Origin of the sequence: Nocardia barduliensis (genome assembly GCF_013315795.1) — a bacterium.
GTDB classification, from domain to species: Bacteria; Actinomycetota; Actinomycetes; order Mycobacteriales; family Mycobacteriaceae; genus Nocardia; species Nocardia barduliensis.
In genome coordinates this window covers 23,919-47,003 of sequence record NZ_JABLTE010000001.1, presented here as the reverse complement: position 1 = coordinate 47,003, position 23,085 = coordinate 23,919, and the positions used below count along the sequence as shown (strand labels likewise).

General features: G+C 68.4%; 26 protein-coding genes. 15 read left to right on the top strand and 11 right to left on the bottom strand.

The window, feature by feature from the left end; all coding sequences use genetic code 11:
* Positions 1–29: 29 nt before the first annotated feature.
* The 4 genes from HOV91_RS00245 to napA form a co-directional block, all read right to left on the bottom strand.
* Complete coding sequence (locus HOV91_RS00245) at positions 30–1,175, bottom strand: glutamate--cysteine ligase (RefSeq protein WP_174183344.1); 1,146 nt, start codon at positions 1,173–1,175, stop codon at positions 30–32.
* A gap of 12 nt (positions 1,176–1,187) precedes the next feature.
* Entirely contained in the window at positions 1,188–1,871 is a 684-nt protein-coding gene (gene sodC, locus HOV91_RS00240) for a superoxide dismutase[Cu-Zn] (protein WP_174183343.1), read from the bottom strand.
* A 159-nt stretch (positions 1,872–2,030) separates the two neighbouring features.
* Positions 2,031–2,600, bottom strand: coding sequence for a LytR C-terminal domain-containing protein (locus HOV91_RS00235; protein ID WP_174183342.1), 570 nt, complete (start codon positions 2,598–2,600; stop codon positions 2,031–2,033).
* A 48-nt stretch (positions 2,601–2,648) separates the two neighbouring features.
* Positions 2,649–2,987, bottom strand: coding sequence for a nucleoid-associated protein NapA (gene napA, locus HOV91_RS00230; protein ID WP_174183341.1), 339 nt, complete (start codon positions 2,985–2,987; stop codon positions 2,649–2,651).
* Between the two features lie 181 nt (positions 2,988–3,168).
* Between napA and HOV91_RS00225 the strand changes: the two genes are divergently transcribed.
* The 8 genes from HOV91_RS00225 (at position 3,169) to thiC (ending at position 11,266) form a co-directional block, all read left to right on the top strand.
* Positions 3,169–3,759 (top strand): peptide deformylase, encoded by a 591-nt coding sequence (locus tag HOV91_RS00225; protein WP_174183340.1) that lies wholly within the window; start codon positions 3,169–3,171, stop codon positions 3,757–3,759.
* Entirely contained in the window at positions 3,749–4,756 is a 1,008-nt protein-coding gene (locus HOV91_RS00220; protein WP_174183339.1) for an N-acetylglutamate synthase, CG3035 family, read from the top strand. The genes HOV91_RS00225 and HOV91_RS00220 overlap by 11 nt, the downstream gene beginning before the upstream one ends.
* Positions 4,757–4,790: 34 nt before the next feature.
* Entirely contained in the window at positions 4,791–5,621 is an 831-nt protein-coding gene (locus tag HOV91_RS00215; RefSeq protein WP_174183338.1) for an exodeoxyribonuclease III, read from the top strand.
* An 89-nt stretch (positions 5,622–5,710) separates the two neighbouring features.
* Positions 5,711–6,319 (top strand): TetR/AcrR family transcriptional regulator, encoded by a 609-nt coding sequence (locus tag HOV91_RS00210; protein WP_312884419.1) that lies wholly within the window; start codon positions 5,711–5,713, stop codon positions 6,317–6,319.
* Between the two features lie 75 nt (positions 6,320–6,394).
* Positions 6,395–7,591 carry a homogentisate 1,2-dioxygenase gene (locus HOV91_RS00205; RefSeq protein ID WP_174183337.1) on the top strand — a complete coding sequence of 399 codons (1,197 nt, stop codon included), beginning with the start codon at positions 6,395–6,397 and terminating at the stop codon, positions 7,589–7,591.
* Positions 7,588–8,766, top strand: coding sequence for a fumarylacetoacetase (fahA, locus tag HOV91_RS00200; RefSeq protein ID WP_312884406.1), 1,179 nt, complete (start codon positions 7,588–7,590; stop codon positions 8,764–8,766). The genes HOV91_RS00205 and fahA overlap by 4 nt, the downstream gene beginning before the upstream one ends.
* 230 nt (positions 8,767–8,996) lie before the next feature.
* Positions 8,997–9,443, top strand: a complete 447-nt coding sequence (locus tag HOV91_RS00195) for a hypothetical protein (protein ID WP_174183335.1) — start codon at positions 8,997–8,999, stop codon at positions 9,441–9,443.
* A gap of 170 nt (positions 9,444–9,613) precedes the next feature.
* Complete coding sequence (thiC, locus tag HOV91_RS00190; RefSeq protein WP_217439155.1) at positions 9,614–11,266, top strand: phosphomethylpyrimidine synthase ThiC; 1,653 nt, start codon at positions 9,614–9,616, stop codon at positions 11,264–11,266.
* 55 nt (positions 11,267–11,321) lie between these two features.
* On the opposite strand, the gene HOV91_RS00185 is transcribed toward thiC, so the two are convergent.
* The 3 genes from HOV91_RS00185 to HOV91_RS00175 form a co-directional block, all read right to left on the bottom strand.
* Entirely contained in the window at positions 11,322–11,543 is a 222-nt protein-coding gene (locus tag HOV91_RS00185; RefSeq protein WP_174183334.1) for a hypothetical protein, read from the bottom strand.
* Between the two features lie 28 nt (positions 11,544–11,571).
* Positions 11,572–12,060 carry a DNA-directed RNA polymerase subunit beta gene (locus HOV91_RS00180; RefSeq protein ID WP_312884405.1) on the bottom strand — a complete coding sequence of 163 codons (489 nt, stop codon included), beginning with the start codon at positions 12,058–12,060 and terminating at the stop codon, positions 11,572–11,574.
* 272 nt (positions 12,061–12,332) lie between these two features.
* Complete coding sequence (locus tag HOV91_RS00175) at positions 12,333–13,559, bottom strand: helix-turn-helix domain-containing protein (RefSeq protein ID WP_174183333.1); 1,227 nt, start codon at positions 13,557–13,559, stop codon at positions 12,333–12,335.
* Positions 13,560–13,832: 273 nt separating this feature from the next.
* On the opposite strand from HOV91_RS00175, the gene HOV91_RS00170 reads away from it, so the two are divergent.
* Both HOV91_RS00170 and HOV91_RS00165 read left to right on the top strand, forming a co-directional pair.
* Positions 13,833–14,366 carry a hypothetical protein gene (locus HOV91_RS00170; protein WP_174183332.1) on the top strand — a complete coding sequence of 178 codons (534 nt, stop codon included), beginning with the start codon at positions 13,833–13,835 and terminating at the stop codon, positions 14,364–14,366.
* 34 nt (positions 14,367–14,400) lie between these two features.
* Positions 14,401–15,354 carry a hypothetical protein gene (locus HOV91_RS00165; protein ID WP_174183331.1) on the top strand — a complete coding sequence of 318 codons (954 nt, stop codon included), beginning with the start codon at positions 14,401–14,403 and terminating at the stop codon, positions 15,352–15,354.
* 113 nt (positions 15,355–15,467) lie between these two features.
* Here HOV91_RS00165 and HOV91_RS00160 read toward each other — a convergent pair whose 3' ends face one another.
* Positions 15,468–15,929 (bottom strand): MarR family winged helix-turn-helix transcriptional regulator, encoded by a 462-nt coding sequence (locus HOV91_RS00160; RefSeq protein WP_174183330.1) that lies wholly within the window; start codon positions 15,927–15,929, stop codon positions 15,468–15,470.
* Between the two features lie 90 nt (positions 15,930–16,019).
* Between HOV91_RS00160 and HOV91_RS00155 the strand changes: the two genes are divergently transcribed.
* Together HOV91_RS00155 and HOV91_RS00150 are read left to right on the top strand one after the other, a co-directional pair.
* Entirely contained in the window at positions 16,020–16,481 is a 462-nt protein-coding gene (locus HOV91_RS00155; RefSeq protein ID WP_174183329.1) for an SgcJ/EcaC family oxidoreductase, read from the top strand.
* Positions 16,482–16,796: 315 nt separating this feature from the next.
* The gene (locus HOV91_RS00150; RefSeq protein ID WP_174183328.1) at positions 16,797–17,591 is read left to right on the top strand and encodes a thioesterase family protein; all 795 of its coding nucleotides are present in this window, start codon (positions 16,797–16,799) and stop codon (positions 17,589–17,591) included.
* Positions 17,592–17,708: 117 nt separating this feature from the next.
* On the opposite strand, the gene HOV91_RS00145 is transcribed toward HOV91_RS00150, so the two are convergent.
* Both HOV91_RS00145 and HOV91_RS00140 read right to left on the bottom strand, forming a co-directional pair.
* Complete coding sequence (locus tag HOV91_RS00145) at positions 17,709–18,116, bottom strand: VOC family protein (RefSeq protein ID WP_174183327.1); 408 nt, start codon at positions 18,114–18,116, stop codon at positions 17,709–17,711.
* Between the two features lie 64 nt (positions 18,117–18,180).
* Positions 18,181–18,825, bottom strand: a complete 645-nt coding sequence (locus tag HOV91_RS00140) for a TetR/AcrR family transcriptional regulator (RefSeq protein WP_174183326.1) — start codon at positions 18,823–18,825, stop codon at positions 18,181–18,183.
* 85 nt (positions 18,826–18,910) lie between these two features.
* Between HOV91_RS00140 and HOV91_RS00135 the strand changes: the two genes are divergently transcribed.
* Together HOV91_RS00135 and HOV91_RS00130 are read left to right on the top strand one after the other, a co-directional pair.
* Positions 18,911–19,993, top strand: coding sequence for an epoxide hydrolase family protein (locus tag HOV91_RS00135; protein ID WP_174183325.1), 1,083 nt, complete (start codon positions 18,911–18,913; stop codon positions 19,991–19,993).
* Positions 19,994–20,159: 166 nt separating this feature from the next.
* Positions 20,160–20,783, top strand: coding sequence for an NAD(P)-dependent oxidoreductase (locus HOV91_RS00130; RefSeq protein ID WP_174183324.1), 624 nt, complete (start codon positions 20,160–20,162; stop codon positions 20,781–20,783).
* Positions 20,784–20,851: 68 nt separating this feature from the next.
* On the opposite strand, the gene HOV91_RS00125 is transcribed toward HOV91_RS00130, so the two are convergent.
* The gene (locus HOV91_RS00125) at positions 20,852–21,988 is read right to left on the bottom strand and encodes a GTP-binding protein (RefSeq protein WP_174183323.1); all 1,137 of its coding nucleotides are present in this window, start codon (positions 21,986–21,988) and stop codon (positions 20,852–20,854) included.
* Between the two features lie 88 nt (positions 21,989–22,076).
* Here HOV91_RS00125 and thiD point away from each other — a divergent pair, with 88 nt between their 5' ends.
* On the top strand, positions 22,077–22,922 hold the full coding sequence (thiD, locus tag HOV91_RS00120) for a bifunctional hydroxymethylpyrimidine kinase/phosphomethylpyrimidine kinase (protein WP_174183322.1): 846 nt from the start codon (positions 22,077–22,079) through the stop codon (positions 22,920–22,922).
* Positions 22,923–23,085: the final 163 nt, after the last annotated feature.

Here is a 23,085-nt window from a genome sequence, read left to right as displayed (position 1 = left end):
ACAGCAGCCGACCTATCCGCGGGCGGTCGCTACTGTTTCAGCTCCTCGACCAGCGCGTCCACGACCGCGACCAGGTCGCCCTGTGCTGCCGCGGCAACCCGCCGCTGCCGCTGATAGGAGGCGCCCCGCTTGGGGATCTCGGCCACCAGCGCGAGTTCGTCCGCGCAGCCCAGCCGCGCCGCCGTCGGCTCCAACCGGTTCAACAGATCGTTCAGGTCGTCGGTGACCAAACGCTCGTTGCTGTCGGCGTCGGTGATGATGATCGCGTCCAGCCCGTAACGGGCGGCCCGCCACTTGTTCTCCTGCACATGCCACGGCGGCAGCGTCGGCAGGTTCTCGCCGCTCTCGACGCGGCGGTCCAGGTCGACGATCAGGCAGTGGATGAGCGCGGCGATCGCGGCGAGTTCCGCGCGGGTGGAGATGCCGTCGCAGACCCGCACCTCGATGGTGCCCCACTTGGGCGCCGGGCGGATGTCCCAGTGCATGCCGCCGAGCTGCGTGAAGACACCGGTCTTGCGCTCGTCGTACACGAAACGCTCGAACTGGGTCCAGTTCTCGAATTGGAACGGCAGGCCCGCGGTCGGCAACTGCTGGAACATCAGCGTGCGGTTGCTGGCGTAACCGGTGTCCGACCCGGACCACATCGGCGAAGCCGCGGACAGCGCGAGCAGATGCGGATACGACAGCAGCAACGAGTTGAGGATCGGAAACACCTTGTCGCGGTGCGAGACTCCGACGTGCACGTGCACGCCCCAGATCATCATCTGGCGGCCCCACCACTGGGTGCGCTCGATCAATTCGTCGTAGTGCTCCGACCGGGTCAGCTGCTGGGCCGACCACTGCGCGAACGGATGGGTGCCCGCGCAGAACAGGTCGACCCCGAGCGGGTCGGCCGCGCGCCGCACGGTGTTCATGGTGCCGGTCAGGTCCTCCACCGCCGCGCCGACGGTCTCGTGCACGCCGGTGACGAGTTCCACGGTATTGCGCAGCAGCTCCTTGGTCACCTGCGGCGTGCCGTCGTGCGCACGCAGGTCACCGAGCGAATCGAAGACCGCGGCAGCGGTATTCGACAGATCGCGGGTCACCTTGTCCACCAGCGCGATCTCCCATTCGACCCCGATGGTGGGCCGGGGCGAACCTTCGAAGGGAACGTGCTCGATTCCTGCCCCGGCCATATGCCACCCGCGCTACTGGATCACGCCACAGGCGACACGGCCACCCGCGTCGCCCGTCGCTAGGGTCGATTCGTCGGGGCCCGCGACGCCATCGGCGCGGACGTATCGGTTGGGGATGTTGCCGAAGTTGTCGGCGTCGGCGTGGATGATCAGGGCCTTGCCCTTCACCTCGTCCAGCGTGACCGAGTCGGTGGTGGTGACCAGCTTGGCGGCGCCGTCGGAGCGCACCTCGAGCGAGGTCAGGTCACCGCTGGCCGGGTGCGCGTTGGCGCTGCCGACCTGCAGATGACCACCCGCGGACAAGAAGTCGCCCGCCGGGCCGCCGGTCGGCGCGACCGAGTTCGCCTCGCACTTGCCGATCTGGTGCACGTGCATGCCGTGGAAGCCGGGACGCAGGCCGTGCGCCTCGACGGTGACCTGCAGGTGGTTGCCGTCCTCGACGAAGCTCGCGGTGCCGACCGAGGCGCCGGAGGGGTCTTTGAGCTGCACGCTCGCCCCGGCGGAGGTGTGCGGCGTACCGTGCTCGGTGCTCGGCAGTCCGGCCGGGGCGGAGGCCCCGGTCCACACCGGCGGGGTCGTTCCCTGGACGTCACTCGACTCCTGGCTGTTCGAGCAGGCGGCGAGGCCGAAGACCGCGACCGCGAGCACCGGGGTCACAGTCCGCCAGGACGGGCGTCGAGTAGTGGACGGGGCCATCGGGGAACTCCTTTACGAGTACCGAGTTTACGAGTAAAGCTGGGTGGACACGTTCGTTACCGGACAAGATGATGCCACGCCCGCCGTGCCACGCCCCCGACAGGGCGGCGCGCCCTCATCCGGCCTCCGCCGGTCCGCGCGGCCCGGCGGCCACACGGGTCAATTACCCGTGACGATCACCGTTACACCCGGCCCGGAGTCCCCGATCCCGCTCGACTTCGGCGCAACCGACGCGCCGAGCTCGTCCGCGATGGCCTGCGCCGCCTCCTTGTCACCCGGCGAATTGCCGTAGTACACCGTGGTTTTCGCGATACCCGCGCCCGGGTAGTTGCCGGTTTCGGCGATCGTCCAGCCACTCGCCGAGAGCTGGTCGGCCGTCTTGGCGGCGAGCCCGGCCACCATGCTGTTGTTGAGCACGCGCACCGGCACCGAACGGGCCGCGGCCGAGGTGGTCGGCGCGGCGGTGCTGGTCGGCGTCCCGCTCGCCGCCGTGGTGGACGAGGCCGCGGCCGAGGTCGCCGCCTTGGGCGCGGTCGTGCTCGCCGGGACCTGAGGCGCGGCGGACGCGCTCGCGGTCGGCGTTTCGCTGGTTCCCGAGGCGTCGGTATCGGCGTCGGAATTCGACAGCGACATCGCGCCGAGGCCCGCGAAGACGATGGCCAACGCGATCAGCACCATCGCCAGGGCACGCAACGGTGGCCCACCGGAGGTGGGATTCGGGTAGCTCACCCTCGCGAGCCTAGTCGCACCGGGCGGGTCCAGGTCGGCATCGCCGGGTCACACCTGGAATCCCAGTCGCCGCGCCCCGCGCGCCTTCTGCCTGCTCGCGCGCAGCCTGCGCAGCCGTTTCACCAGCATCGGATCGGCGGCCAGCGCCTCCGGCCGGTCGAGGACCGTGTTCAGCACCTGGTAGTACCGGGTCGGCGACATGGCGAACAGCTCGCGGATCGCCTCTTCCTTCGCCCCCGCGTACTTCCACCACTGCCGCTCGAAGGCCAGGATGTCGAGTTCGCGCCTGCTCAGTCCGTCGCCGTCGGCCTGCTCGGCCGCGGCGTCTTCGCTCGCGGTCGGGCCGTCCTGGATCGCGGAAAGATTCCGTGCCGCTGCGCCGTCCATCTCGCTCCCTCGCCGAGTGACCACCAGACGAAAATGGTGCTTGTACGTCGCGGAATATTGAACCACGCCCGCCGGGAATCGCCGGTCCACGGCGCGGCGTGTTCCCTACCCGCCGGTAGCCTTCCCGGTGGCGCGGACACCCGAGGCGCTGTGACGCGGCACCCACGGCAATAATTGGGCCATGGCAATCCTCCCGATCGTGATCGTCGGCGACCCGGTTCTGCACAATCCGACCGAGCGGGTCACCCAGTCGCCGGAGGAATTGGCTCCGCTCATCGCGGACATGTACGACACACTCGACGCCGCGCACGGCGTCGGACTCGCGGCCAACCAGGTCGGGGTCGGGCTGCGCCTGTTCGTCTACGACTGCCCCGATCTCGGCCCGGACGGCACCGCCACCCGGCGCCGCGGTGCGGTGATCAATCCGGTGCTGGAGACCTCGGAGATCCCGGAGACCATGCCCGACCCGGACGACGACGAGGAGGGCTGCCTGTCGGTGCCCGGCGAGCAGTTCCCCACCGGCCGCGCCGAATGGGCCAAGGTGACCGGCACCGACGAGCACGGCGAGCCGGTCGAGGTGGAGGGCAAGGGCTTCTTCGCCCGCATGCTCCAGCACGAGGTGGGGCACCTGGACGGGTTCCTCTACGTGGACGTCCTGCTCGGCCGCAACGCACGCGCGGCCAAGAAGGCGATCAAGCGCAACGGCTGGGGCACACCGGGGCTGAGCTGGCTGCCCGGCACCGACCCCGATCCGTTCGGGCATGACGACTGACCCCGCCGCCGGCCTGCCCGACATCCCGCTCGGCCGCCGCGTGGTGCTGCGCTATCAGCTGCCCGCGGGTTATCCCCAACCGCTGACCGACGTGATCGGTGAGCTCGTGTCGCTGGACCCGCCGACCGTGCGCGGCGCGAGCGGCGAGATCGTCTCGGTCGCGCCGGACCGCGTGATCGCGCTGAAGGCCATCGGTCCCCGGCCGATTCGCACCAAGGAGATCCGCGCGCTGGAGGCCGCCGCCGCCTACGCCTGGCCCGGCGTCGAGCACACCTGGATCGACGGCTGGCTGGTGCGGGCCGGCCACGGGTACACCGGTCGAGCGAATTCCGCCGTGCCGCTCGGCAGCTCCGCGAGCCCGGCCGTCGCGTCCGCGCAGACGCTGCACCGCATCGGCGAGTGGTACACCGCGCACGGCTTGCCCTTGCGGCTCGCGCTGCCCGACCGGCTGGCCACGGCGCCGCCCGGCTGGCACACCTGGCGGGAGACGCTCATGCTGGCCATCGATATCGAGAATTTCGTGCTGCCGCAGGGGCCTTCGATGGTGCGGATCGCGCCCGCTCCCGATGCCGACTGGCTGGAGCTGCACCGCTACGGCGGCGAAGATCCGGCCGCGCGGGGGTTTTCCGCTCCCGTGCCGGTTCCCGAGGTGCTGACCGCGGTCATCGACGGCGAACTCGGCTTCGCCTCGCTCGGCCTGCCGCGGCCCATCGCGATCGGCCGCGGGGCGCTCACCACCGCCCCGGACGGACGCCGCTGGGTCGGCCTCACCTGCGTGGCCGTCGCCGCCGCGCACCGCAGGCACGGGCTCGGGTCGCTGGTCTGCGCCGAGCTGGTGCGCTGGGGCAACGACCGCGGCGCGACGCATGCCTATCTCCAGGTGGAGGCCACCAACGAGGCGGCCATCGCGATGTACCGCGACCTGGGTTTCATCGAACATCACGCCTACCGGTACGCCGCGCCGGAACCGATCGCCGGGCCCGGCGGCCTGCGGTAGAACAGACCCCTCGAAAGTGCGAAGGAAGGCCGCAGTGCGTCTCGCCACCTGGAACGTCAACTCGATCCGCTCCCGGCTCGACCGTGTCGCGGACTGGCTCGACCGCCAGGACATCGACGTGCTCGCCATGCAGGAGACCAAGTGCCGGGACGACCAGTTCCCGTTCGAGCGCTTCGACGAACTCGGCTACGAGGTGGCCCACCTGGGCATCAACCAGTGGAACGGGGTGGCGATCGTCTCCCGGGTCGGCCTCACCGACGTCGAGTTCGCCTTTCCCGGTCAGCCCGGGTTCGACAAGGACGCGCAGGAGTCGCTGATCAGCACGCCGGTGGTCGAGTCCCGCGCGCTCGGCGCCACCTGCGGGGGCGTGCGAGTGTGGAGCCTGTACGTGCCCAACGGCCGCACGCTGGGCGATCCGCACTACGCCTACAAGCTGGAATGGCTTGCCGCGCTGCGGGACAACGGCGCCCGCTGGCTGGCCGAGGACCCGCAGGCCGAGATCGCGCTGGTGGGCGACTGGAACATCGCGCCGACCGACGACGATGTGTGGTCCGTGGAGTACTTCGCCGACAAGACGCACACTTCGCAGCCGGAGCGCGATGCCTTCCAGGCCGTCGTCGACGCCGGGTACGCCGACGTCATGCGTCCGTTCGCACCGGGGCCGGGCGTCTACACCTACTGGGACTACACGCAGCTGCGCTTCCCGCGTAAAGAGGGAATGCGCATCGATTTCATTCTCGCCTCCCCGGCCCTGGCCGCCACCGCGACCGACGCGATGGTCGACCGCGAGGCACGAAAGGGCAAGGGGGCCAGCGACCACGCCCCGGTGATCGCCGAATTCGCCGACCGGCCCGGACGCTCGTGACCCGCCCGGCACAGCCGCCTTTCCCCCGCCGCGGCACCGGGAACCGGACAGCGGGCGCCAGGCTGGGCGGCCTGAACGGCGATGCGCCGGTGGGGCCGCGACAGCGGGCGCAACACCTCGGCCCGGAACGCCGCCGCCCGCAGGTCCTCGACACCGCGCTGGCCATCGCCGTCGAGCACGGCATCGCCGCGGTGACCATGGCCGCGATCGCGGAGCGGATGAAGGTGACCCGGCCGGTGGTCTACGCCTGCTTCGCCGATCGGGTCGAGCTGATCGAGGCCCTGATCCAGCGCGAGGAGGGCTACCTGGTCAGCGGCGTGCTCGAGGTGGTGACCCCGCGCGACGTGGACGCGGACGAAACCGTGTTCATCGAGGGTTTCCGCGCGCTGCTGACCAAGGCCGCGAGCAGGCCCGACGCGTGGCGGCTGGTCTACGGCAATCCCGACCCCGCGGTGGCGAACTCGTTCGGTCGCGGCCGCGCGCTCGTCATCGAGCGCTGCGCCAAGCTCCTGCGTCCGACGTTGCGGGCCTGGGGCACCGTGGACGCCGAACGCAAGCTGCCCGTGCTGGTGGAGCAGTGGGTTTCCGCAGGCGAGGCGGCCGTGCGCGCGCTGCTGGCCGACCAGGACGGCTGGACACCGGCGGATCTCGGCGAGTTCGTCGGCGCCGCGGTCTACCGCGCCCTGCGAAACGCCTGATAGCCGGTTTTTCCGGGTCTGTTCTCACTACGATGGTGATCAACTATCCGACCACCGGTTGGCGGAGGAACGGTCATGGCGTTCTATCGGCGAGTGGGTGCGGTACCACCGAAGCGGCACACCCAGCATCGTGACGAGCAGGGCCGGCTCTACTACGAGGAGCTGATGGGCGAGGAGGGCTTCTCCGGCGACTCCTCGCTGCTCTATCACCGTGGCCTGCCGCCGGCGATCGTGGACTCGACGGTGTGGGAGTTGCCCGATCAGCGGACCACGCCGAATCATCCGCTACGCCATCGTCATCTGCGCCTGCACACCCTGTTCCCCGGCGACACCCCGGCCGAGACCGATCCGGTCACCGGGCGGCGGCTGCTGCTCGGCAACGCGGACGTGCGGATCTCCTACGTCGTCGCCAAAGGCGGATCGCCGTTGTACCGCAACGCGATCGGCGACGAGCTGGTGTACGTGGAATCCGGCGCGGCGGTGGTCGAAACCGTGTTCGGCGCGCTGCCCGCGCGGCAGGGCGACCAGGTGCTCATCCCGCGCGCCACGACGCACCGCTGGCGGCCCACCGGACCGGAGCCGTTGCGGGCGTACGTGATCGAGGCGACCGGCCACATCACGCCGCCGAAGCGCTACCTGTCGCGGTTCGGCCAGTTGCTCGAGCACGCCCCGTACTGCGAGCGCGACCTGCGCGGTCCGGACGAGACGATCACCGCGTCCGGCACCGAGGTGGAGGTGCTCGTCAAGCACCGCCCCGGCGGGCAGGTCGTCGGCACCCGGATGGTCTACGCCACCCACCCGTTCGACGTGGTGGGCTGGGACGGCTGCCTGTATCCGTACGCCTTCAATATCGGCGATTTCGAACCGATCACCGGCCGCGTGCATCAGCCGCCGCCGGTGCATCAGGCGTTCGAGGGCGCCAACTTCGTCGTCTGCGATTTCGTTCCGCGCAAGGTGGACTACCACCCGCTGTCGATCCCGTTGCCCTACTACCACTCCAACGTCGATTCCGACGAGGTCATGTTCTACTGCGGTGGGAACTACGAGGCGCGCAAAGGGTCGGGGATCACCCAGGGCTCGGTGTCGGTGCACCCCGGCGGCTACGCCCACGGCCCACAGCCCGGCGCCTACGAGAACAGCATCGGCATCGAGTACTTCGACGAACTGGCCGTCATGGTGGACACGTTCCGCCCGCTGGAGCTCGGCGAAGGGGCTGTGGCCTGCGAGGATCCGACCTACGCGTGGACCTGGTCCGGGCGGGGCCCCGAGTGAGGACGAGGGTCGAGGTACCGCCCGACTCACTGTTCGGCAGGGACAACCTGCCGTACGGGGTGTTCGCTCCGGAGGGCCGATCCCCTCGGGTGGGGGTGCGGCTCGGTGACCAGGTCATCGACCTGGCCGCCGTACTGGACGACCCGGTGTTCGCCGCACCGAGCCTGAACGCCTTCCTGGCGCAGGGCCGCGCGCGCTGGGGCGCGGTGCGCGAGCGGGTCCGCGAAGCGGTGGACGGCGAGATCGACAGCAGCGCGGTCCATCGTCTGGCCGCCGTGGAACTGCGGCTGCCCGTGCGGATCGGCGATTACGTGGACTTCTACGCGAGCATCGATCACGCGACCAATCTCGGCCGCCTGTTCCGGCCGGACGGAGACCCGCTGCTGCCGAACTGGCGGCACCTGCCGGTCGGCTACCACGGCCGCGCGGGCACCGTCGTGGTCTCCGGCACCGCGGTCACGCGGCCCTGCGGCCAGCGCGCGACGGAGCGCGGTGTACCTGATTTCGGTCCGTCACGGCGGCTGGACATCGAAGCGGAGCTCGGCTTCGTGGTCGGTGTCGGCTCGCGGCTCGGCGAACCGGTCGGGATCGATGAGTTCGCCGACCGGGTCTTCGGCGTCGCGCTGGTCGACGATTGGTCCGCCCGCGACATCCAGGCCTGGGAGTACCAGCCGCTCGGCCCTTTTCTCGGCAAATCGTTCGCGACCTCGATGTCGGCGTGGATCACGCCGCTGGCGGCGCTGGACGCGGCGCGGATACCGACGCCGGAGCAGTTGCCCGCGCCACTGCCCTACCTGCGGGGAACCGAGCCGTGGGGCCTGGACATCGAACTCACCGTGGCGTGGAACGGCCAGCCGGTCGCGTACCCGCCGTACGCCCGGATGTACTGGTCACCGGCGCAGATGCTCGCCCATCTCACCGCGAACGGCGCGTCCACCCGCACGGGCGATCTGTACGCCTCCGGCACCATCTCCGGTCCGGCGCCGGACCAGCGCGGCTCGTTCATCGAGTTGTCCTGGGGCGGCAGCGTACCGGTCCTGGTGAACGACCAGCCGCGCACCTTCCTGGAGGACGGCGACGAAGTGACGATCACCGCGTCGGCCCCCGGTCCGGGTACCGCACGGATCGGACTGGGCGAGGTAACCGGCCGTATTCACCCGGCACATCCGCGCTGAGGACGGTGTTCCGGCTCATCGACGCCACCACCACCAGCTCCGCCGACGCCTGTTGTCTCGGTCGCGCTCGCCGTGGGCCGACCTGCTCGCCCCGGTGGCGGGCGTCGGGGAGTTGGCTGCGCCGCTGCGCACTGCGCGCCGGGCCGCCGGAGCGAGCTTCCGGCGCTTGAGCACGACGCTATCCGGGTACGCCGCCGCTACAGCCGCCACATACGCCAAGGAGCGAGGTCATGACCGATCGCCCGGATGTTGCGCACCGCCGGCCCGATGGCGTCGACGACGTCACCGTGGCCGCCACCGGAAAACTCTCGGAAGCTCTGGAAACCGTCGAACGCGCCCGCGGCCACCTGTACGCCTTCCACCAGCTGACCGGCGGGGCCGACCTAGCCCTCGACGAGGCGGTGGAGCTATTGCGCGAGGCGGGCCACGCCCGCTTGGCCGACCGCGTATCCACCGAGCTGATCGGGCGCAACGTCTTGGCCGGACGCTGGACATTCCAAATCGTGGAGGAATACGACGACGGGTACTACGGCCTGTTCCGCGACATCGAACGCGCCGCCCGAGAGGAATTGCTCGAAGGTCGCCGCCACCTCTACGAGGCCGAGATGAAAGAGGCCCGCCGCACCCACGGCGAGCCCGGCCATTCGGCCGGGCCGGAGACGACGGAGGCCCCGTAAACGGCGAATCGCCGGGCGAGTGTTCGTGCGGTCCGGGTATGGTCGGGCGGGAAAATTTCACAACCAACGGGGGCTCGCACCAGCGGGCTGAGAGGACGGCTAGCCGAGAGGCGTCAGGGCCGTCGACCGTATGAACCTGACCGGGTAATGCCGGCGTAGGGAGGAAAACGATGGCACTCGCCAATGCGTCCGACGGCCGATCCGCATCCGTCGACAGCGTCACCACCGGCCCCATCGAGGGCAGCGTCAAGCACTATCTCGAGGTCGACGACCTGCGCATTCCGGTGCGCCGGATCAACTTGACCAACGGGGAGCACTTCGACGTCTACGACACCTCCGGCCCGTACACCGACGAGACGGCGACGATCGATCTCGAAGGCGGTCTACCGAAGCTGCGCGACACCTGGACCAAGCCCGAGGGGGCGGGGCCGCGCACCCAGCTCGCCTGGGCTCGGGAAGGCATCGTCACGCCGGAGATGCGCTTCATCGCCGCGCGGGAAGGGGTCGCGCCGGAGGTGGTGCGCGAAGAGGTGGCCGCCGGCCGCGCGGTGATCCCGGCCAACCACAAGCATCCGGAACTCGAGCCGACCATCATCGGCAAGAAGTTCCTGGTCAAGATCAACGCGAACATCGGCAACTCGGCCGTCTCCTCCTCGATCGCCGAGGAGGTGGAGAAGATGGTGTGGGCCACGCGCTGGGGCGCGGACACCATCATGGACCTGTCCACCGGCAAGAACATCCACGAGACTCGCGAGTGGATTCTGCGCAACTCCCCCGTCCCGGTCGGCACCGTGCCCATCTACCAGGCGCTGGAGAAGGTGAACGGCGATCCCACCGCGCTCACCTGGGAGATCTACCGGGACACCGTGCTCGAGCAGTGCGAGCAGGGCGTGGACTACATGACCGTGCACGCGGGCGTGCTGCTGCGCTACGTGCCGCTGACCGCCAAGCGGGTCACCGGCATCGTCTCGCGCGGCGGCTCGATCATGGCGGCGTGGTGCCTGGCGCACCACCAGGAATCGTTCCTGTACACGCACTTCGAGGAACTCTGCGAGATCCTGGCGCGCTACGACGTCACCTTCTCCCTCGGCGACGGCCTGCGGCCCGGCTCCATCGCCGACGCCAACGACGAGGCGCAGTTCGCCGAGCTGCGCACCCTGGGCGAACTGACCAAGATCGCCAAATCCTATGGCGTGCAGGTGATGATCGAGGGTCCCGGTCACGTGCCGATGCACAAGATCGTGGAGAACGTCCGGCTGGAAGAGGAGTGGTGCGAAGAGGCGCCGTTCTACACCCTCGGCCCGCTCGCCACCGACATCGCGCCCGCCTACGACCACATCACCTCGGCCATCGGCGCGGCGATCATCGCGCAGGCGGGCACCGCGATGCTGTGCTACGTCACGCCGAAGGAACACCTCGGCCTGCCCAACCGCGACGACGTCAAAGTGGGCGTGATCACCTACAAGATCGCCGCCCATGCGGCCGACCTCGCCAAAGGGCATCCGCACGCGCAGCAGCGGGACGACGCGCTGTCCAAGGCGCGTTTCGAATTCCGCTGGCGTGATCAATTCGCGCTGTCGCTGGACCCGGACACCGCGCGGGAGTATCACGACGAGACGCTGCCCGCCGAGCCCGCCAAAACCGCGCACTTCTGCTCCATGTGCGGCCCCAAGTTCTGCTCGATGCGGATCTCCGCCGACGTGCGCGAGTACGCCGCGCGCCAGGGCCTGACCGAGACCGAAGCGCTGGAGGCGGGCATGGCGGAGAAGTCCGCCGAGTTCGCCGACAAAGGCAACGCGGTCTATCTGCCCGTCGTCTCGTAGCGACCAGCCGCCGCCCGCCGCGTCTCGAGGATGCGACGGGCGGCGGGCCGCCGGTTCACGGTTCGAGGTAGAGCCGTTCGCAGGGCAAGCGTGGGAGCCCGGTCGGGTCGCCGGGCAGCACGGTCACCGCGTCGGGGCGCTGGTGGGTGTTCCATTCCTGCACGAACACCACGGCGGCGGTCAGGCAAGCGGCGAAGTCCATGCGCTGATCGTGCAGGTACACCGACAGGTGAACGTCGGGCTCGTCCGGGTGCGGCGACCCAGCCGGGCCGGTCACGGCATCACCCGCAACACCGCGCGCCAGTTCATCGACGCGCCCGAACCGCTCGCGCGAGCAGGCACGCGCGCACCGCATCGACCACCACCCGGCCCGAGGGCCGGTAGGTGTCCTGCGGCGCTTCCACCCATGCCCGGTATCCGTTGGTGCTGTCGGCCGGGGACGGAAGCGCGATCAACGCACCGTCGCGAATCACCTTCACCCGGTCGCGGAACAACCCCGCTGACGTGCGCGGGTCGTCGGGCAGATCGGGGCGGACAAGGAACGTCCAGGTCCGCGAAGACGGGTGCGCGACGATCGGTCCGAGACTGTGCCCACCGCTGCGCAACCGCTCCGCCACCGCGTGGCCCAACGGTTCGGGCACCGACACACCCCACACCATCGACCCCGCTCGCACCACAATGCGGCCGAGGGCTTCCGGTTCAACCTCGGCCGGGAGCTGGCACACCAGTTTGTAGAACGCGCACCGCCCGTGCGGGGTCGTCAGATCGAAACCCTCCGCACCTGTTGCGCTCACCTCCGCACCCCTGCGTCGATGTGGTCGCCGAACGGGCGGTGCGCGGACCTGGGGTACACCCCCGCCGAAAACAATCCCCGCTCACTGCTCGCATCCATACCCCTGTGCCTCCCTGCGATCCGATTGGAAAGCACCCGACGCCGAGGGCATCAACACCATTACCGCGCTGGTGCGGCCGAGATGAGGAATCGGCCCGCCCACCCCGGCGTCGGGGCCGGAGAGGACGTTATGAGCGGTGGCACAACAGATTTGTCCACGAAGGACAAACCGCCTCAGCGAGAGCCGAGTTCGGGGGCGATACCTAGCCTCCATGCCAGTCCACGCAGGTTTCTGCCGCCCGCGTCCCGGCGAGCAGCGCGAAGCTGGTCTGCCACAGCTTCGCGCACGAAAATATCGCTTCGAATGCGCTCGGGGGCAAGGTCTTCAGCTTTGAGAAGGAGTTCCAGTCCGGTGTTTCGATGCTTCTGCTCGGCAAGCATTACGCGACCAGCCTCGGCATAGAATCCGGCCAGCCGCGCAGGGTCGGGTATGGATCCGAGGTCCAACCCGTGCACAGCTTCGACCGCCTTGGGGCCGTCGCCGAGTTCTATGGCGATAGATGAGCGCCAGATTCCGACGTTGACGCGACCGAACCACATTCGACCGAACTCACCGACGTCCTTGTCCATCCGATCGGCGATACTCGATGCTTCGTTGAGGTGCATATCGGCGGTGACACGATCGGTTTGAACTGCGGCCGCAAGCGCGGCGGACAGATGCAGCATCCCGTATGCCTGGAGGACGTCGGGATTGTCCAAGCTGCTGGTCAGCTCGTCGGCCAAAGTTACAGCGCGGCTGTACTGCTGCGGCCGGGACAGCGATCCGGTGACATTGCCGCGCATCCACATGGCGGCTCCCCGCCAGGCGTGGGAATCAAGTTCCTCTGCGCAGTTTTGCGCAGCTTTGGCAGCAAGTAGAGGAAGCCCCCGCACGCCAAGGCGTTTTGCCATCACCATGATCGCGAAGTAACAGCCGATCATCCCAATAAGAATCTGCCGACGAAACTCGGGCCGCCGGACATACATGGAATGCAGTTCCATGAGCAGCGCTGGGGAGCGGTCACCGATCACCTGATAGTCCGCTGCGGCTCGGTGCTGTTCCAGTCGAACGATTTCGGCGTGAACCTCCGGCCAATCCCGGATCTGGCAACCGGGGTCGTCCCCGAGCTGACATACGTCGAGCGCTTTCTCCACCGCGACCACGCCCGCATAGGCTTCCATTCCAGGGCCATCGGGAGTTTCCCACGGTCGACCGTTCAACTCGGATGGCGCGACGCGCAACGCTCGCGCGAGCGCTTCGAGGGTGTGCCGGTTGGTCAGCAGCTGTTCGCCGCGCTCGAGACGACCGAGGTAACCGAACGAGATACCGGCAAGCCCTGCGACAACTTGTAGGCTCTGCCCGCGCCACGCGCGGATCTCGCGCAACCTGCGCCCGACTTCGTTCGGTGGAATGTCGTTCATGGCGTACTCCTCCGCCGATGGCTCCCCTTGCGACGGTACCTGTGGAGTTCCATCATGCAGCTAGGAGACAGACTACGAAGTTCGAGGCTTTCGGGGAGCCGACTCTCGTGCGGCTGGCGGCCGGGCGGATATTCGCTCGGCCGAGTGGGCGCACTCGAGGACTCCTAGCCGATCCCAGTGTCTATGGGCCGGGCGTTTCGCGCACGGCCGCCCGTAGACGTGGGAAACTCTGCCTGTTCGTCGTCGCGGGGTGTGATCGGACAGGGAGGAATCATGGGCAGGGACGTCGCCTACACCGAGGCCGAACGTCGGCAGATGGACGCCGACCAGCACGACCCCCGATGGTTGGCCTGGGTCGCCGGTATGGACGCGGCCCTGGCGCGATTCTTCACCGAGACAGCGCCGGGCATGCCCGAAGATCCGTGGTCGGCCGACGGGCTGCGCCATGCGGAAGCCCGCGCGCTAGAGCTGTTTCCCACTTTCGAGTCGGTAGGTCTGCCGGAGAACTGTGCGATTGCTGACGGATTCCACCGTTATCTCGGTGAAGTCTTCCGGCGCAGGTTCGAAGGCCACTGGTACAACGTGCCCAGCCACGACGATAGGCAGCGCACCCGAGGTTTCGGGCCAGTGGTCGATCTGCCGTTCACAGAGATGTACTTCACCGTGATCTCTCAGCTGACAGCAGCCATGGACCGGCGGATCGGGCACTTCTGGGCACGGACGTTCGAGCGGATGCAGACCGCGCACCGCGAATGGGTGGATGCCGGACGCCTGCCGCTGAGTGTCTGGCTCGCACAACGCCATTAGCAAGACCACCTGATTCTTGCGCAGGGGGGATGGTATGGATGAGGAAGAGCGCTACCGCCGGTATGTCGACCGGCAGTGGTTTCGTGGTCTGCGTGCCCGGCTGCCTGCGGACTATCGGCGTGTGCGAGATTCCCGCGCTCGCTCGCGCGAATTCGGCAACTTGTTTCGCGATGGGATGTGTGAACTGCTCGGCCGGACAGCGGAAACCGGGTGGACGACAGAACTGCGGTACGACACCAAAACCGGTCGCCGGTTCCACGACTCCGCCAACCCCGAGCGGTTGCGAGCAATGGAGTTCAAGGCCGGACGACTCGGAGACAAGTGCCTGCCCCAGCTCGAGAAGGACGCTGCCGCGCTCGAGGCCGGATGGACCATCGAGTGGTACAAGGTTCCCGGGGCCAAAGTGGATTCCAAGGTCGCGGTGAAAATGCGAGAACTGTCCGAGCGCTACCCCGATCAGTTCGTCGTCATCACCGTCACCCGCGAACAGTTCGCCGAGGCGATCGAGCTGGGCAAGCGACGCGAGCGTGAGCGCACCGAGCGTGAGCGCGCCCGCGAGCAACCCATCAAGGCAGCCGAGCAGACCCTCTTGCGAGCACCCACCAAGGCGGACACGCAGCGAATCGAACAAGAACGCACCGCAGCCCGCGCCGACGAGCGGGCTATGCAAGCCATGCTCAACTTGCACACCCGACACCAGCGTGCCCAGCAGGCCGAGCAGCAACGCGCCCCCGACACCGGACAGACCGGCAACACCGCATCCGAGCGCGACCCCGCCGAGGCCGCCCGCACAGCGTGGATAGCCGCCGAACGGATCGCCCGCGCCATGCGCGAGGGCCTTCCCCCTGAAGTCGCACGACTACTGACCGAGGGACAGGCCCAACCCCCCTCAGCCGCACTGCAACCACCATCACGTGACACGCCCCAGGTCACGCGGGGCGGAACACTCAGCCACGACCGCACCCGAGGACAATCCCGCGAGCAGTGATCGGTGCACCGAAACGCACTACAACCCGATCGCCCACGCGCCCGGCGCATTCGCCGATCCGCCCGTCGCCTGGTAGCGATCTGCCGCAACACCACGGACGGGCAGCGGGTGCGCTATTCCGCTCCCCGTAGCAGCGCGGTAACCCGCAACGACGTCTCGTGTAGCCGGTCGAACACCTCGAGCACGAGTTCCAACTGCTCGGCGGTGTACTCCGCCATGGCCGCGCCGAATTCGTTCGCCAGCACTTCGTAGTGCGGCGCGATCTCATCGATCTTCTCTCGGACCACGCTGACGATGACCCGACGCCGGTCCTGCTCGTCGTGTTCGCGGCGGACATAGCCCGCTTTCAGCAGCCGGTCGATCATTCGCGTGATGGCACCGGTGGTCAGGCCCGTCTGGGTGGCGAGTTCACCCGCCGTGGCGGGGCCGCCGAGACGCAGCAGATTCAGGCAGCGCAGGTCGGTCACGTGCAGGCCGAGTCGATCGGCCACCGCCTGGTGCATCATCACGGCGTCGGTGGCGCTGCGCTGGGCGGCCAGCGTCAGCGCGGCGCCCAACTCCGCACGGTTCGACATGTTGACAACCTCGCCTTACTCGATCAATATCTTACTGACTCAACTATTTACTCGATCAGTTATTGATCGGTTCATCTTACGGGAGATGCCATGTCCGTCGACCAGCGCACCGACTCCGACGCCATCCGTGACCTGCTCGATCGCCAAGCGCAGGCATGGGCCGACGGCGACGCCGAAGCTTTCGCCGCCTTGTTCACACCGGACGCGGACTACGTCACCTGGGTCGGCACGCACTTCAAAGGGCGAGCGGCCATCGCGGCGAGCCATGTACCCCTGTTCGAGAAGTACTTGAAGGGCACCCGGCTGGACGGGGAGATCACCCAGTTGCGCTTCCTGACACCCGATATCGCGATCGTCCACAGCAAAGGCGCCGTGCTGAAAGGCAAACAGCGGCGCACCCGGCGCAACACCAAAGTGCAGACCACCGTCGCCGTGCGACAAGACGGCCGATGGCAGCTCGCCGCATTCCAGAACACCAAATACCACTGGCTACTGGAGACGCTGGCAACGAAATTCGACGCCCGCCAAGCACCTTCCGAGCTCGCGAGCTGACCCTCGGCATCCTGCTCGCGTCAACTGAACGCCTCCCATCGCGCTCACATCCAGCCTCCGCATCGAGCGATCTGTCGCGGGTGGGCCGGCCGCGTGCCCAGCGCATCGACTTCGCGCTGAACAACTCGTTCGGTTTCGGTGGGCACAACGTCGCGCTGGCGTTCGGCCGGGTCTGACGGCGGCCCGTATTTGAAGCGGGCTACCGTCGAGACAAGGAACGATCGGCCTGGAGGACGTACAACGTGGGTGAGCGCCAGCGAAGCAACCGAGGACACAGTGTGCGGTCGTGCAACGAGCCGACCCGGGGGCGCGGCCGTGCATGACGCGTTCTACCTCCCCGACCCGGATCAGCCGGATCGCTACCTCTCGACCGAGCTGACCCGCGGCCCCTGGTCACCGGACGCCCAGCACGCGGGTCCGCCCTCGGCGCTGCTCGGGCACGTGATCGAGCGGTGCGAACCGCGACCGGGATTCCAGGTCGGCCGGGTCGCCGTCGAGATCCTCGGCCCGGTGCCGCTGGCACCGCTGACCGCGGCGGCGCGCGTCGTCCGCTCCGGCCGCAGTGTGGAGCTCATCGAAGCGACGCTGTCCACCGAGCGGGGGCCGGTGCTGCGGGCGAACGCCTGGCGCTTCAAGCTGGCCGAACCGGAATTGCCGCTGCCGGAACGTTTCTTGCCGACCGGCACGCGCCCCGGTCCCGAAGAGGCGCACGCACCCGAACCGTTCCCGTCCACCCAGCCGATCGGCTTCCACACCGCCATCGATTACCGCTTCGTCAGCGGGTCTTTCTCCGAACCGGGGCCGGCTATCTGCTGGATCAGGATCAAGCACCCGATCGTCGCGGGCACCGACCCGAGCCCGCTGGAGCGCACCCTCGCGGCCGCGGATTCCGGAAACGGCGTCAGCGCGGTGCTGGACTGGTCGGAATACCTGTTCATCAACACCGACCTCACGGTCACCCTGCACCGCCAGCCGGCAGGCGAATGGGTCTGCCTCGACGCCGTCACCTATCCCCAACCCCATGGCATAGGTATGGCCGAATCGGCGCTCTACGACGAAAAGGGCCCCTTGGGCCGCAGCACGCAAACCCTCTTCCTCGGCAACCGCTAGCCGAGACAGACCCACTCGACGTTCGTCACCACCACACCCTTGGACGGGTCGAAATCCGCTGCGCGGCCACGGATTACCGGCTCCACGCGGTCAGGTCCGTTTCCGGTATCAGTTCGCTCACGGGCGGGTGGAGATCTGCTGGACGCCCCAGCCGTTGCCGTCGGGGTCGGTGAAGAAGAAGAATCCGACGTTGTCCAGGGGGTCGGGCATGGGGGACGGGTTCTCGCCGAGGACCTGGATTTCGGTGACCTCGACGCCGCGGGAGGTCAGTTCCTCGTGGGCCTTGCGCAGGTCGTTGACCACCAGTTGCAGGCCCTGCTGGGAGCCGGGCGTCATGTCCGGGACCGCGCCCTTGCCGATCACGATCGAACATCCGGAGCCGGGCGGGGTGAGTTGCACGATGCGGACGTTTTCGTCGATCTTGGTGTCGTGGTCTACGGCGAAGCCGAGTCGCTCCGCGTAGAACCGCTTGGCCCGGTCGATATCCGACACGGGCACGATCACGACCTCGAGTGTCCAGTTCACGGCACATCCTTTCGATGCGGACAGCGGTATTCGTACCAGTGCGGACCGGTTCAGCGAGGGAAATTCATCGCCGCGCCCAGCGCCAGCTGAACTCGTTCGGCGCGGGCGGTGGGCCGGGCAGGTCGCCGTCCGCGCTCAGCCCGGCCACGAGCATCGCGAGCACGCGGCGGCGCAGCTGGGCGGTGCGCTCCGGGTCGGGCACGGAGATGGCCGCGCAGGACTCCAGGATCAGGCCGAGATCCTGCGGGCGCACGTCCGGACGAAGCTTGCCGGTGGAGTGGGCGCGCCGCACGATCTCTTCGGTCACCTCCGCGGAGTGCCGAACATCGGGGAGTATCGACTCGTCAGGGGTGAAGGTGCCCGCGAGATGCACGGTGAGCGAGTGCACGTCCGCGTCGACCACCCGCTCCAGGAAGCCGACGAGGCCCCGCCAGCCGTCCGAATCCTCGAGCGCCGCATCGGCTTCCGCGTTGTACCGGCGCAGACCGTCGTGACAGAGCGTGCGCAGCAGCACCTCCTTGCTCGGGTAGCGCCGGTACAGCGCGCTGATCCCCACGCCCGCGCGTTCCGCGACGGCGGAGATCGGGGCGGTGGCGTCGGCGAGGAAGACCGCGCGGGCGGCCTCCAGGATCAAGCCGTCGTTGCGGGCCGCCTGCGCCTTGCGGCCGGGCAGACCCTTCTGAGCTGGGGTATCGGATGTCTTCGGCATGAATCCAGCATAGCACTTGAACGGAATGATCCGTTCTGTTACGGTTCAATCAGAACAGAGCATTCCGTTTCATAAGGAGTTGGACATGACCGCGATCACCCCCTTCCGCATCGACATCGACCAGGCCGACCTGGACGACCTGCGCGATCGTCTCGCCCGCACCCGCTGGGCCGAGCAGATCCCCGGCTCGGGCGATACCTACGGGGTGAGCGTGGATCGGGTGCGCCACCTGGTCGACTACTGGCGTGACGGGTTCGACTGGCGCGCGGTCGAGAACTCGCTGAACACCTACCCGCAGTTCACCACCGAGATCGACGGTCAGAACATCCACTTCCTGCACGTGCGGTCCGCGCAGGACGACGCTTTCCCGCTGATCCTCACGCACGGCTGGCCGGGCACCTTCGTCGAGTTCGTCGGCGTCATCGAGCCGCTCACCGCCGCGGGGTTCGACCTGGTGATCCCGTCCGTGCCGGGATACGGATTCTCCGGCCCCACCACGGAGGCGGGCTGGAACGACACCCGGATCGCCCGCGCCTGGGCGGAGCTGATGCGGCGGCTCGGCTACACCCGCTACGGCGCGGTCGGCAACGACGGCGGCGCGCAGATCTCGCCGGAACTGGGGCGGGTGGCGCCGGACAATGTCGTCGGCGTGCACGTCGCGCAGGTGTACTCGTTCCCCTCGGGCGATCCGGCGGAACTGGCCGATCTCGACGAGGGTGAACAGCAATCGCTGGCCACCCTGGACTGGTTCGTCAAGCACAAGATGGGTTTCAACGTGCTGCAATCCCAGCAGCCGCAGACGCTGGCACACGCGATCACGGATTCGCCCGCCGGATTGGTCGGCTGGAACGGGCAGCTGCTCGGCCCGGACCTGGACGACGACTTCGTGCTGACCAACATCGCGATCCACTGGCTCACCGGCACCGCGGGTTCGGCGATCCGGCACTACTTCGAGAAGGACAAGGCCGAGCACCCCGCGGGGCCGACCACGGTTCCGCTCGCGCTGTGCGGCTCCACCGGCGATTTCCACGGCATCCGCCGCTTCGCCGAGCGCGATCACAACATCGTGTCGTGGCGCACGCACGACGTGTTCACCCACTACCTGCACCATGTCGCGCCCGCGCTGATGGCGCAGGAGATCACGGAGTTCTTCGCGAAGCTGCGCTGAACGCCTCTGCCGAGCCCGCCCGGCGCGGTCGGCGGGCTCGGCCGAGGTTCGGCGACTCGAGACGGTCTCTTATGTCATCGAGACTCACGGCCATGGTTCGTCTCGCTCGCCGCTGATGTACTGGATTCATCCAAGGCACAAGAGCTTTCGAACCAGGAGAGAAACCATGAAAATCGCAGTCTTCGGCGCCACCGGTACCGTCGGTCGTCTCGTCGTCGAGCAGGCCCTGCGGGAGGGGCACGAGGTAACGGCCTTCACTCGCAGCGCCGCGAACATCGGGCAGCGCCACGAGCGGCTGCGCGTGGTGGAAGGCGACGTGCTGGACACGCATGCGGTGCAGCGCGCGGTGCAGGGGCAGGACGCGGTGTTGGTCTCGCTCGGCAACGGCCGCAAGGGCGTGGTCCGGGCGGGCGGCACCAAAGCCGTCATCGACGCGATGAATCGCACCGGTGTCAAGCGGCTGATCTGCCAGACGACGCTCGGCGTCGGCGACAGCAAGGGCAACCTGAACTTCCTGTGGAAGTACGTGATGTTCGGTCTGCTGCTGCGTCCGGCCTACGCCGACCATGTCCGGCAGGAGGAATACGTGTTTGCCAGCGACCTGGACTGGACGATCGTGCGGCCGAGCGCCTTCACCGACGGACCCGCGACCGGCGGCTACCGGCGCGGATTCCCGGCGGACGAGCGTGGCCTGTCCCTGAAGATCGCCCGTGCCGACATCGCCGGCTTCATGATCGAGCAGTTGACCGACACGACCTACCTCCGCCAGGCGGCCGGCATCTCGAATTGAGTGCGGCGCACCATGCGGCTACGCAGCAGCGGCCCACGCCCCGAAGCCCGGCGCGTGGGCCGCGGGCATCAGGCGTGCTCGTGCAATTCGCCCCAAGCCGGGAAGGGATCGGGATATTCCGCCCACGCACCCGGCCCCTCGGCGAACTCCGCGTCGGTGAGCAGGGCGGCATCCAGCAACGCGCGCACCTTGCCGGAGTCCAGTTTCATCCCGATGAAGACGATCTCCTGCCCCGGCGGCACTTCCAGCGACGACCACCAGGCGGCGGGTTCGAAAACCAGGTTCGGCCCCGCCTGTGACCACACGGCGGCCAGCGTCGACCGGCTGGCGATCCAGCAGAATCCCTTGCTGCGCAGCAGACCACGCAATCGCTCCAGCGCGTCGGACAGGCGCTGCGGATGGAACGGCCGATCGGCGGTGTAGGTGAGGCTGCGAATGCCGTACTCCTCGGTCTCGGGCGTGTGCCCGCCCGCGAGTTCCTCCGCCCAGCCCTCGGACTCCGCGGCAACCAGCGGGTCGTAGCGTCCGGTGTCCAGGACCTCGGCCAGATCGACCACGCCGTTACTGGTGCGCAGCACGCGGGCGCGGGGATTCAGGCGGCGCACCGTGGCTTCCACCGCGCCCGCCGCGGCCGCGCCGACCAGGTCGGTCTTGTTGACCAGCAGCACGTCGGCGAACTCCACCTGGTCCACCAGCAGGTCGGCGATAGAGCGCTCGTCACCCTCGCCCGCCTCCAGGTTCCGCTCGGCGAGCGCCTGCCCGCGCGCCACTTCCGCGAGGAAGGTCGACGCGTCGACCACGGTCACCATGGTGTCCAAGCGGGCGACGTCACCTAGCCGGAACCCGTCCTCGAACTCCCAGTCGAAGGTCGCGGCCACCGGCATCGGCTCGGAGATGCCGGTCGATTCGATCACCAACTGATCGAACCGCCCTTCGCGCGCGAGCCGGGCGACGGCCTCGATCAGGTCCTCGCGCAGTGTGCAGCAGATGCAGCCGTTGGTCAGCTCCACCAGTTTCTCTTCGGTGCGGTCGAGGTAGCCCTGTCCGGTGACGAGCGCGGCGTCGATGTTGACCTCGCTCATGTCGTTGACGATGACCGCCACCCGGCGGCCCTCGCGGTTGGCGAGGATGTGGTTGAGCAGCGTCGTCTTGCCCGCACCGAGGAAGCCGGACAGCACGGTGACGGGAAGCAGGTCGGAGTCCATCCTTTAATGATAACGATTTTCATTTGCTGTTACTCGGCGGGTGCGGTTGCCGGTGGCGGCACGAGCGGACCGCCGTAGGGTTTGTGTCGTGAAATTGCTGCCATTGCCCGCCGAGGGGCAGACCCCCGTCCGGGCGCTCACCATCGCCGGTACCGATTCCGGTGGGGGCGCCGGAATCCAAGCCGATACCCGCACCATGGCGCTGTGCGGCGTGCACGCGCTGGTGGCCGTTGCGGCGGTGACCGTACAGAACACGGTGGGCGTCAGCGGCTTTCACGAGATCCCGCCGCAGGTCGTGGCCGATCAGGTGCGCTCGGTCGTCGGTGACATCGGCGTGGGCGCCGCGAAGACGGGCATGCTGGCCTCCACCGCGATCATCGAGGCGGTCGCCGGGGTGTGCCGGGAGGTCGGCATCGGCGGCGACGGCGACATCCCGCTGGTCGTCGATCCGGTCGCGGCCTCGATGCACGGCGACCCGCTGCTGCACGCCGAGGCGCTGGACGCGGTGCGCAACACACTGATTCCGCTCGCGACCGTGGTGACACCGAACCTGGACGAGGTCCGCCTGATCACCGGGATCGACGTCGCCGACGACGATTCGGCGCGGCGAGCGGCCGAGGCGTTGCACAAACTGGGTCCGCGGTGGGCGATCGTCAAGGGCGGGCACCTGCGCTCCTCCGAGTACAGCACCGACCTGCTGTTCGACGGCGACCAGTTCCTCGAGTTCACCGCGCCGCGCATCGCGACCGGCAACGATCACGGTGGCGGCGACACGCTGGCCGCCGCGATCGCCTGCGCGCTGGCGCACGGCTATCCGGTACCCGAAGCGGTCGAGTTCGCCAAGGAGTGGACCTACCGCTGCCTGGCGGCGTCCTACGATCTCGGCGCGGGCCACGGCCCGGTGTCCCCCCTGTGGCGATTGCGGCAGAGCTGATCGGCAGGCGTTCGGCGCACGCCATTTCTTGTCGGTGGGCGCTGCCATACTGAAGACGTCGCCGACACGAATGGCTTCAACGGCGAGGCCATCGAGGTAATCGGAACAACCGGAACAATGACGTTCGGCGTTGTAGCGGCAAAGACCTCGGCGCCCATCCCGG